Annotated in this window: 16 protein-coding genes; 2 read left to right on the top strand and 14 right to left on the bottom strand. The window is 38.0% G+C overall.

Annotation, left to right across the window (positions count from 1 at the left end; genetic code table 11):
- Positions 1 to 221: 221 nt before the first annotated feature.
- The 11 genes from H7U17_RS17295 to H7U17_RS17245 all read right to left on the bottom strand — a co-directional run bounded on the left by H7U17_RS17295 (position 222) and on the right by H7U17_RS17245 (position 10053).
- Positions 222 to 1145: a DUF6807 family protein gene (locus H7U17_RS17295; protein WP_186758002.1), complete on the bottom strand. Its 924-nt coding sequence runs from the start codon at positions 1143 to 1145 to the stop codon at positions 222 to 224.
- Positions 1146 to 1345: 200 nt separating this feature from the next.
- Positions 1346 to 2314 (bottom strand): transketolase family protein, encoded by a 969-nt coding sequence (locus H7U17_RS17290; RefSeq protein WP_186758001.1) that lies wholly within the window; start codon positions 2312 to 2314, stop codon positions 1346 to 1348.
- Between the two features lie 65 nt (positions 2315 to 2379).
- A complete protein-coding gene (locus H7U17_RS17285) occupies positions 2380 to 3231 on the bottom strand; it encodes a transketolase (protein ID WP_186758000.1) in 852 nt (283 codons plus the stop codon).
- Positions 3232 to 3241: 10 nt separating this feature from the next.
- Positions 3242 to 3691: a thioredoxin-dependent thiol peroxidase gene (bcp, locus tag H7U17_RS17280; protein ID WP_186757999.1), complete on the bottom strand. Its 450-nt coding sequence runs from the start codon at positions 3689 to 3691 to the stop codon at positions 3242 to 3244.
- Between the two features lie 66 nt (positions 3692 to 3757).
- On the bottom strand, positions 3758 to 5623 hold the full coding sequence (locus tag H7U17_RS17275; protein ID WP_186757998.1) for a M23 family metallopeptidase: 1866 nt from the start codon (positions 5621 to 5623) through the stop codon (positions 3758 to 3760).
- A complete protein-coding gene (locus H7U17_RS17270; protein ID WP_186757997.1) occupies positions 5610 to 6221 on the bottom strand; it encodes a fumarylacetoacetate hydrolase family protein in 612 nt (203 codons plus the stop codon). The genes H7U17_RS17275 and H7U17_RS17270 overlap by 14 nt, the downstream gene beginning before the upstream one ends.
- A gap of 224 nt (positions 6222 to 6445) precedes the next feature.
- The gene (locus H7U17_RS17265) at positions 6446 to 7024 is read right to left on the bottom strand and encodes a hypothetical protein (RefSeq protein ID WP_186757996.1); all 579 of its coding nucleotides are present in this window, start codon (positions 7022 to 7024) and stop codon (positions 6446 to 6448) included.
- 232 nt (positions 7025 to 7256) lie between these two features.
- Positions 7257 to 8288 (bottom strand): ACR3 family arsenite efflux transporter, encoded by a 1032-nt coding sequence (gene arsB / locus H7U17_RS17260; protein WP_186757995.1) that lies wholly within the window; start codon positions 8286 to 8288, stop codon positions 7257 to 7259.
- Positions 8289 to 8506: 218 nt separating this feature from the next.
- Positions 8507 to 9130 carry a low molecular weight phosphatase family protein gene (locus tag H7U17_RS17255; RefSeq protein WP_186757994.1) on the bottom strand — a complete coding sequence of 208 codons (624 nt, stop codon included), beginning with the start codon at positions 9128 to 9130 and terminating at the stop codon, positions 8507 to 8509.
- A 5-nt stretch (positions 9131 to 9135) separates the two neighbouring features.
- Entirely contained in the window at positions 9136 to 9678 is a 543-nt protein-coding gene (locus H7U17_RS17250) for a DUF6428 family protein (protein WP_186757993.1), read from the bottom strand.
- 39 nt (positions 9679 to 9717) lie between these two features.
- Positions 9718 to 10053 carry an ArsR/SmtB family transcription factor gene (locus H7U17_RS17245; protein WP_186757992.1) on the bottom strand — a complete coding sequence of 112 codons (336 nt, stop codon included), beginning with the start codon at positions 10051 to 10053 and terminating at the stop codon, positions 9718 to 9720.
- A 439-nt stretch (positions 10054 to 10492) separates the two neighbouring features.
- On the opposite strand from H7U17_RS17245, the gene H7U17_RS17240 reads away from it, so the two are divergent.
- Both H7U17_RS17240 and H7U17_RS17235 read left to right on the top strand, forming a co-directional pair.
- Positions 10493 to 11161, top strand: coding sequence for an MCP four helix bundle domain-containing protein (locus H7U17_RS17240; protein WP_186757991.1), 669 nt, complete (start codon positions 10493 to 10495; stop codon positions 11159 to 11161).
- Positions 11162 to 11226: 65 nt separating this feature from the next.
- A complete protein-coding gene (locus tag H7U17_RS17235) occupies positions 11227 to 12975 on the top strand; it encodes an ABC transporter ATP-binding protein (RefSeq protein WP_186757990.1) in 1749 nt (582 codons plus the stop codon).
- 356 nt (positions 12976 to 13331) lie between these two features.
- Here the strand turns inward: H7U17_RS17235 and H7U17_RS17230 are convergent, their stop codons facing one another.
- From H7U17_RS17230 to H7U17_RS17220, 3 genes are all read right to left on the bottom strand, one after another.
- The gene (locus tag H7U17_RS17230) at positions 13332 to 15002 is read right to left on the bottom strand and encodes a M56 family metallopeptidase (protein WP_186757989.1); all 1671 of its coding nucleotides are present in this window, start codon (positions 15000 to 15002) and stop codon (positions 13332 to 13334) included.
- Positions 14999 to 15370 carry a BlaI/MecI/CopY family transcriptional regulator gene (locus tag H7U17_RS17225; protein ID WP_186757988.1) on the bottom strand — a complete coding sequence of 124 codons (372 nt, stop codon included), beginning with the start codon at positions 15368 to 15370 and terminating at the stop codon, positions 14999 to 15001. The genes H7U17_RS17230 and H7U17_RS17225 overlap by 4 nt, the downstream gene beginning before the upstream one ends.
- A gap of 101 nt (positions 15371 to 15471) precedes the next feature.
- Positions 15472 to 16695: an exo-alpha-sialidase gene (locus H7U17_RS17220; protein WP_186757987.1), complete on the bottom strand. Its 1224-nt coding sequence runs from the start codon at positions 16693 to 16695 to the stop codon at positions 15472 to 15474.
- Positions 16696 to 16757 lie beyond the last annotated feature (62 nt).

Here is a 16757-nt window from a genome sequence, read left to right as displayed (position 1 = left end):
AGCTTTAAAGAGTGCTAATTTACGATCAATTTTTCTTTTTGATAGATTACTTTTATGAGTGGTAGATAAACGAGTAACTTATTCTTAAAATTTAATCAAATGCTGTTCCTGATTTGCAATCAGGAACTCAAATAATAGGGGATTTTAAATCCCGCTATATTAGCTCTTCCACATTTTAAATGTAGAAGAGTATTGGCTAGTTCTAGCCATGATAGACTAGTCTAGTGATGATTTATAAATTCTTTATAGTATTGATCAATTTCTTGGGTGCTTAGATTGCTATGGACCAATAACTGATTTCTGAAAATCAAAGGTTTCTCTTTGCCTAAGTCAATCGGAATCCGACCAGGGAAAGCCATGTTTTGCATACTATTGGCATTTCTTAATATCCAGCCTTTATATTGAGGGAGTTTTTGGGGGTCACCCATGATCACAATACCAGATTTTGAATTTCCATTAAAGGAACCTTCGAGGTTCATCCAGGGGCCTGCCTGAACTGGAAGATTTTGTGGAGTAATTTTCTTTCCTTCTGAGGTGAATTGGATGTCTTCTGGTAATTTGATTCGGGGAGAAAAGCCTCCGTAGCCCTTTTGATCTTCAGAACCGCCTAATTGTAAATTATCCATAAGAGCTGTGAGCTTGATCTCAAAAATAAGACTATATGCTTCATTGGATAGTTTTTGATAGGAAATCTTAATGTTTTCTCTAAGAACAGGCTGCTGATTAAGGCTATCCGAAACCCAGTTGACCTCTGCTTCAAGTTCTGCGATATTGTTTTTGATATGGGTATTGGTGCTTTTGACATTCCAACTGATGCCCTCACAAAACCAAGGATCGGCTATTCTTTGTCCATTTATATAGAGTTGATGCCAGGTCCAAAAGATCCCTCGATGATGAAAATGATCTTCCGGGAAATCCTCTGTTAGTATTTCCCCATTTAGACCATATAAAGGATGAATATAATTGGCCCTGGGGTATTTGCCCTCAAGACTTTTAGTTGCTGTTTGATAGAAAAAGCGGGCTTCACCATCTTCTGAGAGCAAGATACCATCAGCAGTTTTTTGAAAGGAAAGGTTTTGCCCATATAGGTTAGCTGAACTAAAAAGGGCTAAAAGTAATAAAAGCTTGAAAAGGTGCTTATCCATGGTTTGATTATTAATTCAAACCTTAAATTAAGGTATATCCTCGACTCTACGAGATGATGGACAGATAATTTTCTTTAGTAGACAGTACAGTACCCTATGGTTTTGGTCTAATAAAAAAAGGGTCAGGGATAATTTTGTTTAAAACAAAAAAGCAGCGCCCGATAAGGCGCTGCTTTGAATATACTTAAGCTGAATACAACTTATTTTCTAGCGATAGCTTTTTTAGCTGCTTTAACAATATTGTCCGCATTCAATCCGTATTTTTCCAAAAGGTCAGTTGGTTTGCCTGATTCACCAAATGAATCATCTACACCAATGAATTCCTGTGGAGAAGGATTGTTTCTGGCCAAAGTTTGGGCAACACTGTCACCAAGACCACCATTATATTGGTGTTCTTCAGCAGTTACACAGGCGCCAGTTTTGGCTACAGATTCCAAGATAGCCTCAGTATCCAGGGGCTTGATGGTGTGGATATTGATTACCTCAGCACTGATGCCTTCTTCTCTTAGTTTTGCTTCCGCTACTACAGCTTCCCAAACCAAGTGTCCGGTAGCAAAGATGGTCACATCTGTACCTTCGATCATTTTCCAAGCCTTACCAATTTCAAATTTTTGGTCAGTAGGAGTGAAGATAGGCCATTTTGGACGACCAAATCTCAAATAAACAGGGCCTTCATGCTCAGCGATGGCCATGGTTGCTGCTTTTGTTTGATTGTAATCACAAGGGTTGATTACAGTCATATTTGGCAACATTCTCATCATGCCCAAATCTTCTAGAATCTGGTGGGTAGCACCATCTTCCCCTAAAGTCAATCCGGCGTGAGAGGCACAGATCTTTACGTTTTTCTCTGAATAGGCAATGGACTGACGAATTTGGTCATATACACGTCCAGTTGAGAAGTTGGCAAAAGTACCGGTAAAAGGAATTTTACCATTGATGCTCATACCAGCTGCCAAGCCCATCATATTGGCCTCTGCAATACCTACCTGGAAGAATCTTTCAGGGAATTCCTTCTGGAAGGCACCCATTTTAAGGGATCCGATAAGGTCAGCGCAAAGCCCCACTACGTTAGGGTTTTTACGTCCTGCTTCTAGCAAGCCATCCCCAAATCCAGAACGGGTATCTTGCTTTTCTGTATAGGTGAATTTAGTTTCTAAAGTCTTTTCCATTTTTTGATCTGTTAAGCCCAATGCTTGAAGGTGTTCAATAACTGGGCGGTTAACGGTTTTGTTGATTAATAGTCACCAAGGGTTTCTTCCAACTGACCCAAGGCATTCTCCAATTGTTCGTCACTTGGAGCGATTCCGTGCCACTTGTGTGTGCCTACCATAAAATCAACGCCATATCCCATTTCTGTATGAAGCAGGTTCAATACCGGCTTACCTTTGCCCAATAGGGTTTTGGCATACTCTAAACCAGCAACTACTGATTCCATATCGTTGCCCTTAAGGGTGTCGATCACTTCCCAGCCAAAAGCTTCCCATTTAGCTTTTAGATCTTGTAGGTTCATTACGGCATCTGTTGGACCATCTATCTGCTGACCATTGAAGTCAATGGTCGCAATCAAATTGTCCACTTTATGGTGTGGGGCATACATGGCGGCTTCCCAGATTTGTCCTTCTTGTTGCTCACCATCTCCCATCAAGGCATAAACTACCCCTTCATCACCATCGATTTTTTTGGCTTGGGCAGCACCAATGGCTACAGAAAGTCCCTGACCCAAAGATCCGGAAGCAATTCTGATACCTGGAAGACCTTCTTCAGTTGCTGGGTGGCCTTGTAATCTACTATCGATCTTTCTAAAAGTCTTTAGCTCTTCAGTATTGAAATATCCGCTTCTGGCCAATACACTGTACCATACTGGTGAAATGTGACCATTGGAAAGAAAGAATAGGTCTTCACCTTTCCCCTCCATGCTGAAGTCGGATTTATGATTCATTTGATTGAAATACAGTGCCACGAAGAATTCTGTACATCCCAAAGAAGCACCTGGGTGCCCGGATTGTACTTCGTGAACCATACGTAAAATGTCCCGTCTCACTTGTGAGGCAGTCTTTTTTAGTTGTTCGGTGGATAGCTTTTCCATTTTAAAGGAATTAATTAAGTATTTGATTTGAATGTTCTTTTGTTTTTACTTTCTCAATGATCTCTGCAATCTTGCCTTCCTCATCGATGACAAAGGTGGTCCTTACAGTGCCCATATAGGTTCTGCCATAATTTTTTTTCTCCCTCCAAGTATTATAGAGTTCGTGAACCTGTTTGTCTTCGTCAGCAATCAAAGAGAATGGGAGGTCATGTTTTTCAATGAACTTTTGATGAGACTTCTCTGAGTCCGTACTGATACCGAAAACTACATAACCGGCATCGATCAAGGCATCATAGTTATCTCTTAGATTACAAGCTTGGGTAGTACAGCCAGGAGTGTTGTCCTTAGGATAAAAATATAAGACGACTTTCTTGCCTTTATAGTCAGATAATTTCACCGTGCTGCCATCCTGGATCTTGGCTTCAAAATCAGGTGCTTGCATTCCTACTTCCAGTGCCATGTTGTTTTGTTTTTTTAGGTTAAGTGTGATTTTGACAATTAAAGTTCTTGATTATTTCTTGAAAAACTAGAGTTTTCTTGAAAAAACTTTAGAATTTCCAGCATTATCTGTGACTTTTAACTCAAATTGACCTCTGAAAGGCTCTTTTGAGGTTCGCTGGGCCCAAATTACCCGGCTTTTATGTTCATATCGCATAACAACCCATTTCCCGTCAATTCTGGCTTCAAAGTCTTTTATCCCAGACCTGTCATCTCCAATGACAAACCTTAAACTGGAAGAATTGATCCTTATAGCCCTAATGCTAGGAGGGGTATTGTCTTCAGCGAGTACAAAAGTACCAAATTTTTTGGTTTTAAAGGTGAAATGGTCTCCTTCCCATTCGCCACCCAAGAATTGCTTCCAACCATTTTCATAAAGTTGGTAGGCATGAACATGTTCACGGTCTCCAGAATACTCGGAAACATCCATACTTACTGTTATTTCGCTTCTAAGATAATCACCTCTTTTATCATTTATCTTGATAGAAGGCCGACCATCATAAGTTCCTCTTTCGGTACTGAGGAAAAGACTTTCCAACAATGATTCCTTATCAAAACGGATATGGGTATAGCCATCACTGAAGGAATGTTCCTTATTGAAAGGAATTTTGGCTTGAATGCCAGGATAGATCATTTCAGTACATACATCTACAGAGTCAGGGACCCCATATTCCATATCCCATATATAGGTTCTAAACCTTGGGTCCTCGTAAGAAAGCATCACATCTAACATCAATCCATCAACATAGAATTTTGCCAACTTGTGCTGTTCTGCTTTATCGGTTCTCAGGATCATCCAGTTGTGAAAGAATTCTACTTTTTCCCTGGATCGACTATTGTATCGGATATCATATTTAGGGGCATCTCCCTTAAATTTCATCGTAAGGTCAGTATCGTTTCCAAAAATATCTTCCAATCTTACCCGAACATTTTTGATGCTATCTGGACTAACCTCTATGGCCCCACTATGCAACTGTTTTGGACTGTAATAATCAAATTGGTTATAGGCTGTCGTGTAAAGTTTGGTATATCGGTTTTGGTGTGTATGGGACAATAGGAAACGCCCAAGATTAAAATCCACTTTATCCACATTGACATCGAAGGTTTTTTGACCGTCTTCATAGATTTCAAAATGAGGGAAGCCGTTTCTATTATAGGCGCCATCTAATTTGTCATAGCCCCTTATCTCTATACCTACTTTTCCTGTAATGTGAATAGGCTGGTCCACTACGTATTTGTTGCCCCTAAAATTGGCCTTAATGACTGTTCTTTCAAATTTCCCATTGATCCTGCTGTCAAGTTCTAAGGGGGTCAGTGCGATGGAAGTTAGAGAGGGAGGGGTGCTGTCCTCAATTTCCTGAAAACCGTATTTTAGTGGATCTACTGCTCTATCCAAGGAGTCCCTGATTTCAAAATGAAGATGTGGCCCCCCTGAGCTTCCTGTATTTCCAGAATAGGCTATAATATCCCCTTTTTTTACAGGCAAGGCATTGGGCTCTGGATAAATCTCCAAGTCATTCTGCTCCGCCTCAATCATTTTTTTCCACATATAATCAGCTATGCGGTCATTAAAGTCCTTTAAGTGACCGTATAGAGAATACATCCCGTTGGTATGTTTCAGATAGAGTACATTGCCATAACCAAAGGAAGAAATTTTCATCCTGTATACTTTCCCGTCCGCAACGGCATATACAGGAAGTCCTTGTCTACCTTCGGTTTTAATGTCAATTCCGGTATGAAAGTGGTTTGGACGTATTTCACTCATATTCCCGGAAAGGTAATTACGCTCTCCCGGTTTTATGGGGAATTGAAAATAATCTATTTTCAATTGGGCAATGGCAGGCACTGAACAGCCCCCTAAAAGGAATATCAGTAGGAACTTATTTAATCTCAAAATCCAATAATTTTTTATCTTCTATATACGCTTCTAGGTGATCGCCAACATTTACTTTCCCAACTCCGGCCGGAGTTCCAGTAAATATCAAGTCTCCCTTTTTTAACGTAAAAAATTGTGAAATGTATTCCAGAATGACTCCAAAGTCAAAAAGCATCAAAGCCGTATTTCCCTTTTGCTTTTGCTCTCCATTAATAGTTAGATGAAAATTGATATCATTAAAATCTTGGATATCCTTTACTGGTAAAAACTGGCCAACCGGAGCTGAACCGTTGAATCCTTTGGCAATTTCCCAAGGCAAACCTTTTTCCTTACACTTTTTCTGAAGGTCTCTTGCTGTGAAATCAATCCCAATACCGATCTCTTCAAAATATCTATGGGCAAATTCCTTCTTTATAAACTTGCCTTCTTTGTTGATCTTAAGAACCAATTCTACTTCATGATGGATATCATTGGAAAAATCAGGCATATAAAAGGGCATATTGTTTTTCAATAATGCCGTATCAGGTTTTAGAAAAACGACCGGGTTTTCAGGTCTTTCATTTTCAAGCTCTTCTATATGTTCTGTATAATTTCGGCCTATGGCAATGATTTTCATGAAATGTATAGGTTTAAAGGTGCTTACGATTTCACAAAGAAACTATATATGCCTCTATTAATAAAATGTTTCCATGCGTTAATTCCTGATGTTTGTGGTTTGTATTGAATTTTGTTCTGAGAAAGACCTGTAGGTGTAAAAAAGGATATTAGCTTTCTAGAAGCTTTATGCTTTGGAAGAATAAAAATCTCCAGTATAGGATAAAAGACGAAGTAAAATGATATTTAGTTAAATGCCAGTCTGATGGGGTATACTATTCTTTTAAGAATGGTATGAATTCTATTGGTTGGTTTTTTACTTGAATGAACGCTTCTGACGGTTGAATTTTGAGGTTTTCTTTTTTTGATGGTAAATAATTTTAAATTGAAGGTTTTTTCAAATATTTCAACTTCATAAATATCCAAAGCTGATTTTTGAAAGCTTTGGTTTCCAAAGACTACACGAATTTCATTCGTCTCATCATTGGGGTTTTGTCTCAGAAACTCGTTTAATGCTCGGAACAAATCCTTTGTGGTTAAGGAGCAAATAGGGTCACCTTCTTCAAAAACATGGATTTGGATGTATTTTTTACCTGTTTGATCTTCTTTGAAAAATTCGATTTTGCCTAAATTCAAACAACTTTTAGCTGTTAATCCCGGCAGATATTCAATCTTTACAGGCATTTGAGGCGCTAACCCTAATAACTGAATAATGTCTTTTGTTTGCATAAAATTGCCGTTCATTTTGTAATATAAGAATACAAAAAAAATATTTAAATACCTGAAAACCTTTAAAAAACTTTTTGGTTTCCCTCTAATATTCAAAATAATAATTGGATTGTATTATTTTATGTGCTCGTATGTTGGTGAAAATCACCATGCCTATTAAAATTATTTGATGGAGAAAAATTAAAACCCTTCATTTTTAAGTATAATCGACGGTCAATTTTTTGACTGGGTGTCTGATTAAGCAATAAAATGAAGGGGGAGATCAATCGCTTGGTCGAGGAAATGTCCAGTGATTGGAATATTGATTTTTCCTTACTAAAGAGGTTGATCAGCTTTTATAATATTTGGTTTTCAGCCAGAAGGATAACCTTACCAAAAGTATCAATGCTGGTACTTCTATTAAAGGCCCTACTACGCCCACAAAGGCCTGACCGCTATGAATACCAAATACCGCAATGGCCACTGCGATCGCCAGTTCAAAATTGTTTCCAGCTGCGGTAAAGGCTACGGCAGCATTTTGGCTATAATTAGCTCCCATTAGCTTACAAGTAATAAAGCCAATGATAAACATGATCAAGAAATAGATCAATAATGGAATGGCAATTTGGACAACATCCATTGGTATCTCTACAATCATTTCACCTTTAAGGCTAAACATAATAATGATGGTCAATAATAAGGATACCAGAGTGATGGGTGAAATATTTGGGATAAAGGTTTCTTCGTACCATTTTTCACTTTTTAGCCAACTCAAAAGTGGTCTGCTGATCATTCCAGCAAAGAAGGGAATTCCCAGGTAAATCAAGACACTTTCCGCAATCATTCCCATAGAAATATCCACTATGGCACCTTCAATTCCGAAATAGGGAGGTAAAATGGTGATGAAAAACCATGCATAAAAACTATAGGCGAAAACTTGAAAGATACTATTAAGAGCTACCAAGCCTGCGCCATATTCTTTACTTCCTTCGGCTAGATCATTCCATACCAATACCATGGCAATGCACCTTGCCAAACCTATCAGGATCAATCCAGTCATGTATTCTGGCTGGTCCCTTAAAAATATTAAGGCCAGTACAAACATCAGGACAGGGCCGATGATCCAATTGAGTAGAAGGGAAATGCTGAGTATTTTGAGGTTTTTAAATACCTTGGGCAAAAGGCTGTAATTGGCCTTGGCCAAGGGCGGGTACATCATTAGAATTAAGCCTATAGCAATAGGGATATTGGTGGTACCTTGGCTATAACTGTTGATCTGGTCAGCAAAGCCTGGAAAGACATATCCCAAGAGGATGCCAATTCCCATAGCTAAAAATATCCAAAGGGTAAGATATTGGTTGAGAAAACTAAGTTTTTTCATTTTGATGGTTTTTCACTGCCTAATTAAAAGGCTTCTTTACTATATAAATTGGTTGGGGCTGGCTTAAAGCTTGTCATTTGCACATTAGGTATAATCTTTCAAAATTTAAATTCTGAATAAGAATCATTTAATGTTTATTCCAATTGCTAAAGCAACAAACTCTTAAGCCTGAATGGACTATAAATCATTATCATGATACAGTCTCAACTTTTATAGGATTATTTGATTTTAGAAAATACATAAAACATTTCCATAGCAATCTGATCAGATCTTTCTGTATATTTTTCTTCTTCAAGCTCAGTGTCGTCAAAGGCTTTAGGGTCCTCATACCTAATCGGAATCCTTTTTGTTGCACCAGGGATGTGGGGACAGTTTTGATCTGCATGGGAGCAGGTCATGATAGCCGAAAAATCATTTTTTGGATTATTCATGTCATCATAAAGCTTGGAAAAGGCCTTAAAGGAAGGAATGCCCTCTCCAAAAAAGATTTCATATAAAGGGTTTTCATTCCCAAGTTTTGATATTTTAAATCCAGCAGTTTCCACGGCTTTGACTGCTCTCCAGTTAAATGCAGTGATTTCAGTTCCTCCGGAGTAACACTGGGCAGGAATATTATAGTAATAGGCTGCCAGTTGGGACCAAATTTGTCCCAATTGGCTTCTTCTGGAATTATGGGTGCAGATGAAATTCAGTTGGGCAATTTGGTCTTTATCTTTTGATTGCTGAATATATTCAATAAGTTCGTTCAATTCCTTTTTTCTGTCTTCACTCGGGCTGGAAGACCGTATTTTATCAATCTTGGAGAGAAGCGTTGGAAAGATGCTTTTTTGTCTTTTATTCATTGTGGTTAGCAGCAATTTGATTCAGGTGTGCAATTGTTTGATTTTGTTGGCTTTAAGGATTTTAAAGATACTTTAATCTTTTTCTGTGGGCTTGGGCAGCATGCAGCGGCTTTTTCTTCCTCAGTTGTAGCCCTGTCTTTGGCTTTACAAGTGGTTCCTGTTTCATATAGCTTCACCACAAGTGAGCTGTCCGATTGGCTGATTTCCCCAACGGATAAAATGGTCGTAGGAAAGTTTTCATTACCATATTCGAATTTAATATCAGTATTTTGGAAGGTAGGGCGTACATTTTCTACTACCTGAAATATTTTCAGAGCCTTTTCCGCATTGACCTTATGGTCTGGCTCCACGAATTGGTTTTCCCATAATTGGACATGGGTCTCCTCCCATTGATTTCGTTTGCCTCCACAATCCACAGTGTCAAAGGTGACATTTTTGATTTCGGTAATATGAAAGTCACTTCTGACAAATTTACCCTGAGCATATTCAAATGATAATGATAAATCAGGATTTTGGCTTATAATCTCTATAAATTCTTTGGTTTTCATGATAAATTGCAATATTACGATGGTTCTGAGTAAATTTTTTTAACAACAATTTGATTTTCCTTTTAAATCGTATTGATCAAATAGCCCATTGAATAGGTCTTTTATTTTTTTCCAAGTAGAAGGGTTGATGCAATAACTCATGGAAACCCCTTCTATACTACCTTGAATTATATTCAAATTTTTGAGTTCTTTTAGGTGCTGGCTTATGGTGGCCTGTGCTAGACCGAGTTCCTGAACCAGGTCTCCATTGATACAGGCATTGGTTTTCAGTAAATGTTGGATGATTGCGATTCTTGCTGGGTGGGCAAAAGCCTTTGCAATCAGGGCTAGTTCGTTTTGCTCTTTGGTAAATAAATCTGTTTTAGTTATGCCCATTATATTAAAGTTATATCGCAATATAACGATAATAGGTTTAGTGTCAAATTTTTAAGGTGTGAAAATTAAGATTAAGAAAAACTGGTAATTAAAAATATGATTATCCGTTTTAACACCAGTAAACTTATTTCTCACAGCCTGTCCCGATTTATCGGGAGATTCCACGGATCTACACAGATTTAATTTAGTGTTTCTGAGAGATATGTGTTCTCTTTTTAGCAAATGTTCTGAATGGTAAAACTTACTGGTACAATTGCGGATATACATAATAAAAAAACGCTGAATTATAGCGGCTTTCATCAAAAGATGATATTATTGTTATGTAATTGTAAATTCATTCATATTTGATTAATTTATAATTACAATTATGGTTCTTGGTTGATTAGCGACAAGAATGAAAAGGATCAATTCAACCCAAAGTATAGAAGGAGATTAGATTATGAAATGGGCGTACAATATTAACAATCGTGTAAAAATATCATTGTTGCTGATGGTTGTTTTTACTTCTGTATTCATAAAGAATCTTCTTGAAGAGGGGAACGTATCTGATTTGGCTGGTTCTTTTACTACCATTTATGAGGATAGACTTTTACCGGAGAGTTATATTTTTCACTTATCAGAAATTCTTTACAAGAAAAGAATCCTTATAGACCAATGTGTAGGGCAGCAAGAATATTTAGCTGATATAAAAATCAACAGGGACTATAACCAGCAAATAGATTCAATATTGGTGGATTTCCAAGCCACTTTATTGACAGAGGACGAAGCGCTATATTTAGCGGCCTTGGAAAAGGATATCCAGTCAATTTATGGTGTAGAAAGAAATCTTGCATTGCGACAGGTTTCTGATGATGATTTTGTTACAGCGAAAATTAACTCTGATCAGCTTATCAGCCAAGCTGCAGACAAACTCAATAAATTATCAGAAATTCAATTGTCAGTAGGCAAAGAATTAAACGATCATTCCCAAAAAATAGTAGCTGGAAATTCGATCTTGACCAGGTTTGAAACAGCCATATTGATTATTATGGCTTTAGTGATCAACGCCCTGATTTTTGGTTTGGTATCCAGTAGAAGTAAGATAAGTCAAAGAGCACATTTGAACTAATATTCAATAAAAGTTATTTATAGAGGCAGTTTTTAGAGAAAATTGCCTCTTTTTATTTTAAGACTATGACCAAGCCCAATAAAGAAAGGAAAGTGACCATAGGCCATGTTTTTAAAACCATCATCTGGCCGAGAAAAAATCAACTATTTCTAGGATTGTTTTTGATCATCATAAGTAGGTTGTCTGGTCTGGTTTTGCCGGGAGCCAGTAAATACCTGATGGATGATGTGATCCCCAATTCAAATATGGAATTGCTAAAATGGCTTGTAATTGCAGTGGGGATTGCTGTGTCCATACAAGCGGTTACTTCCTTTGCCTTGACCCAAATCCTCAGTGTGGAAGCCCAACACCTGATTGCCAAATTAAGGGTGAAGGTTCAGCAACACATTATCAGGCTGCCTATTCGTTTTTTTGACAATGCAAAGACAGGAGAATTAGTGTCCAGGATCATGACCGATGTGGAAGGGGTTAGGAACCTTGTGGGGACTGGTTTGGCCCAAATGGTTGGAGGGATCTTAACCTCTATCATTTGTTTAGGATTGTTGATTTATATCAGTCCAATGATGACGCTATATGTTTTGGTACCCGTGGCTATTTTCGGCTTGATATCCCTGAAAGCTTTTGGGAGAATCCGTCCTATTTTTAGGGAAAGAGGAAAAATTAATGCACAGGTAACCGGTAGGTTGACAGAAACTTTGGGAGGTATCCGTGTCATTAAAGGCTTTAATGCAGAGGAACAGGAGATTAAAACATTTGAGGATGGAGTTCTGAGGCTTTATCAGAATATCAAATCCAGTTTGACGGCTACAAGTATGGTCACCAGTTCAGCTACCTTTCTGCTCGGTTTGGCCTCAGCAGGTATTATGGGTATAGGGGGATATATGATCATGAATGAAAGCATGACATTCGGGGACTTTTTGGCTTTTACCCTTTATTTGGGATTTATGATAGCACCAATTGTACAAATGAGTAATATAGGAAGCCAGCTGACAGAGGCTTTTGCAGGCTTGGACAGGACTGAGGAAATCATGAATATCCCATTGGAAGAAGATGAAGAGAGTCGTAATATACAGTTGCCCAGAATTCATGGTGATGTGGAATTTGACAGGGTGAGCTTTGCCTATGAAGAAGGAAAAAATGTAGTGAAAGAAGTGAGCTTTGAAGCAAAAGCTGGGACTATGACAGCCTTAGTAGGGACTTCTGGTTCTGGAAAGACCACCATAGCGGGTTTGGTGGCATCCTTTTTAAATCCGAACAGCGGAATGGTAAAGATTGATGATCAAGATTTGCAGCAGGTTAGTTTGAACAGCTATAGGGGGCAGTTGGGGGTTGTATTACAGGATGATTTTTTATTTGAAGGAACCATCAAGGAAAATATATTATTCCCAAGACCTGATGCAAATGAAGAACAGTTGATACAGGCAGTTCATGCAGCTCATGTCCATGAATTTACTGATCGTTTTGAAGATGGCTTGGATACTATGATAGGGGAGCGGGGAGTAAAACTGTCTGGAGGACAAAAGCAGCGGATTGCCATTGCCAGAGCGATATTGGCCGATCCAAGGATTTTGATTTTGGATGAGGCTACTTCCAACCTAGATACGGAAAGTGAGACATTGATTCAGGCCAGTTTGAAGGAGTTGATGAAGGGAAGAACTACTTTTGTCATTGCACACCGCTTAAGCACCATCCGTCAGGCCAACCAAATTTTGGTGGTGGAAAAGGGCCAAATTGTAGAGAGAGGAAGGCATGAAGAACTGATGGAAAAGCAGGGTAGGTATTTTGATTTGTATACTTATCAGGCGAGGATATAGAGTTAGTAATTAGTCATGAGTATTGGGTCTTGAGTTTACAGTAAGAAGTTGGAAAGAAAGGTTAATGTTGATTTGTAAAGAATGATTTTGTCAGGTCGAGCTTGACTTTGTCGCAAGACAGGTGGGGTCGAGCCCCCTTGCATTAAATTGAAAAAGCTGTTCCTGATTTGCAATCAGGAACTAGCAATAAAAAGGATTTACAATCCTTTTTAACCAGAACTATATGATAGTAGTGGTAATGAGGTTTTAAAGTGCAAGAAAACAGTAGCAAACCGACTGATTTTAAAACAGTAGCAAACCGACTGATTTTAAAACAATTTCAAACCGCAATAGATTTGCTATTACATAGTTAGGGTTTAACACTGATCATTTTTTTGCGGTTTGAAATAGGGGATATAATTAAAACCTATTCCATTGTTTTTACTTTCTCCTTTTATGGCTTCTAAGGGAGTTTTGATTTTGTACAATTCCCTTTTCCATTCTGGGATTTGACTGTAGACTTGTTGTAAATCCTTAAGTGTTCCGCCCAATTGCCCTTTATATTTTTTCGGATTCTTCTGGTGCTCAAAATAAATCTCTATGGCTTTCTCATATGCAGAAACATGGTCATAACCTGTTCTATTCATGAAAAAAGTCCTATAAAAACCATTGTTGGTTTGTAAATGAACCTCAGTTTCATAATCATATATTCCATTGCCCTTAGTGGTGTAGTTTCTATGATAGTACCAAAAAGCAATGTCTTCTTGATTATACTTTTTAAGTTGATTGTTTGATATTGTTTTTCCGTCCAATAATATTTTATACTCAGTATTTTTTTTCCACTCTTTCATTTGATAGTTTGAGGGGTGTCTTTTGCTAAGAATTGGAGGTGCTTTTATAATTGAAAGTTTTGGTGCTCTAGTTCTACTTTCTTCAGACATATATGCCCAAAGTTGCCTCATTCTATCGAGGTTATATTCATTGTCATTTAATGCGCGTTTTTCTAATCGACTTTCATTCAATAGTCTTTCGTAATTTTGATAAAGCTGTTTGTATTCTTCCAGATATTTATCATCCTGTTGTTGAGAGACTATCGAAGTGGGCGTATCAATTGAGAGTGTTCTAGTATTTTTCTGAGGACTCATGGCGAGCAATGATACGATTCCAATAGCAAAGGGTACAGTCAATAAGATCTTTATTGTGGTCTTTGGCCAATTTTTGGTTTTGTTCATCATGGTTATTCGGTTTTTGGTCAATGAATATTTGGAATAGCTTACCAAATGGTTTTGCTGATGCTGCAGCACATGGGAGAGCAGGAGATATTGATAGCCTTTTTTGTCCTCACAGCTGTGAACAACTGCCTCATCAGCAATAAATTCATGGTTGAGCTGTATGGCTTTTTTATAAAGCTGAAATACAGGGTTGAGCCAAAAAATGCTTTTAAGCACTTCGATAAAAAGTATATCTACGCTATGCCATTGGCGGACATGGATTTCTTCATGAAGTAGTAATTGGGGATTGACCTGCCCATTAAGGAATTGCGATTTTTCTAGAAAAATATATTTGAAAAAGGTGAAAGGAAGGTCTTTTCCTTTACTCAATACAGCCTTGTAGTACCCTTGATCAATAATGGGCCCCTTCTTTATGTTTAAAAATAATGTGCGAAGGTTGATCGTCAAACGAATTACTAAGACAAGTAAAACCAATAAATAAACTGCCAGGATAATGGTCCATAATGATGGTGATTGTTTTGAAATCAGCATATTATCAGTTTCCTTCCCTGGTATAATTGGTGTTGAATTGGTAACTGTTGGGCTTGCAGGCATCAATTCTTCTGCTGTAAAGCTTTCAAAAGTAGGAGTAACTTTTACAAGTTTTGTATGGGGTTCAAGAGGAGACTGAATGAAAGGCACACACAATGAAAAGATAAGACTTCCTAGGAGGAAATACCGGTTGAATTGGTAAGACTTTTCTTTCGACAGTAGAAAATGATAAACCAAGTATAAAATTAACAGGCTAATTGCGGATTTGATCAAGTAGGCTATCATTGCTTTTTGTTTTCGATTTGACGATCTATCAATTGTTTGAGTTCCTCCAATTCCTCTTGGCTCAAGTCAGTTTCTGAGGTGAAGAAAGAGGCAAACTGGGAGGGGCTATTGTCAAAGAAATTTTTAATGATTCCTTTTACCTGCTTGCTGAAATAAGCGCTCTTTTTTATCAGTGGATAGTATTCCCTAGAGTTGCCAAAGGTGTTGAATGCCACAAATTTCTTTTCTGTCATTCGCTTCAAAAGGGTGGCCACTGTGGTGGGGGCTGGTTTGGGATCTGGATGAGCTTCAAGAAGGTCTTTCATAAAGGCCTTTTCCAATTTCCAAAGGTAATTCATCAATTGTTCTTCACTAGGAGTAAGCTTCATTTCTACATATTTAGACGTTGTTCTATAAATGTAGAAATAAAAGTCAATTAAAAAAATAGTTTAAAAAAAAATATTTTTGTAAAAATTTGAATAATAGGGGATTATTGTGTTTTTAGTAATTTGCTTTTTATACTAGTGCTTTTGCCTTCTGTGTCTGTCCAAGCAAATAATAATCCCTCTTTAGCGATTGTCATTTGAGGAAAGCCACTGGACCTTTCCTCCGTAGTTTTTGCTATAGTTATTGCTTCTTCGCTCGTTCCATTTTGATGCACTTTCTTGGCTTTGATTTCCCCATTTTCCATCCATGATATATAGGCGGTACTTTCATCTATCATTACAATATCTACTCTTCCAATGCTTGGAGCCGCATTGATTTTAATTGGGTTTTCGAAATTTTCACCGCCATCCCTTGAAAAAATCACCTTGACTTCTGGCAGGCCTTTGGCAGCTGAAAACCAAGCCACAGCTAGGCTATTGTTTTTTGATGCTGCCCTGGGGCCATTAACTGGGCATCCTTTGATTTGCCAATTGTCTAGAAAGATAATTTTGGGTGTTGTCCACTTTCCATGGATTAACCTGCTGATGGCAATATCCCGCGTTTCAGTAATTCCCCTGTCTCTGTAAACTACTACTGGTCCATTATTGGTTAAAGCTACTGAGGTTTGACAACAGTCACAGGTGCGGTTGTCTATTTCCCATTCCTGAAGTTTCTCTCCCTCAGGTGAGAGAATGGCAGCTCTTAGGGTCATGGCGGCCATACTTCCAGACTGATGGTTATGGTGGTCCATTTGTCCTGCAGAGTTTCTTCCGTCCAACCACGAGATAAGATAATTTCCATCATATGGAAGCATGGAAACAAAGCCATGTTCAGCCTGCAAGCCATCATCATGTAGGGTTTTCGGGGCTGTCCAGTTTTTTCCATCCAATGTACTCAGGTATTGGATATCATAAGCATAAGTACTGCTACCACTTTTTTGGAGAAAAAATGAGAGCATGGACTTACCATCCTTACTGGCAATTTGGGGGTAATCTGCCCAGTTGATAAACCAATTATTGCCTGAGGCTATGCTTTGTGGGCTTTTCCATTTTTCTTCGTCAAAATAAGTATACCTTAATTCAGCATTATTTCCTTCTCTTTCTATCCAAGACATATAAGTCTGGCCCGTAGCTGAGGTCATTAAATAGGGCTCACCATATGTTTTTGTGCTGTCAGTTTCAAAAGGTACATCCAACAGCATAGATTGCTGCTTTGTCTGATCTGGAGACGAGCAAGAAATAAAGGTGATGAGAAGCAAAATGAGGCTAGTGAAATTTGTTTTGTTCATCTGTAATTGGCTTTAATTTTCCCTTTTGAATTTTAATAAAATTGGCTCTCCTAATAATTGAA

The organism is Echinicola salinicaeni, assembly GCF_014280965.1.
Classification (GTDB): domain Bacteria; phylum Bacteroidota; class Bacteroidia; order Cytophagales; family Cyclobacteriaceae; genus Echinicola; species Echinicola salinicaeni.
This window is presented reverse-complemented; position numbering and strand designations above follow the sequence as displayed.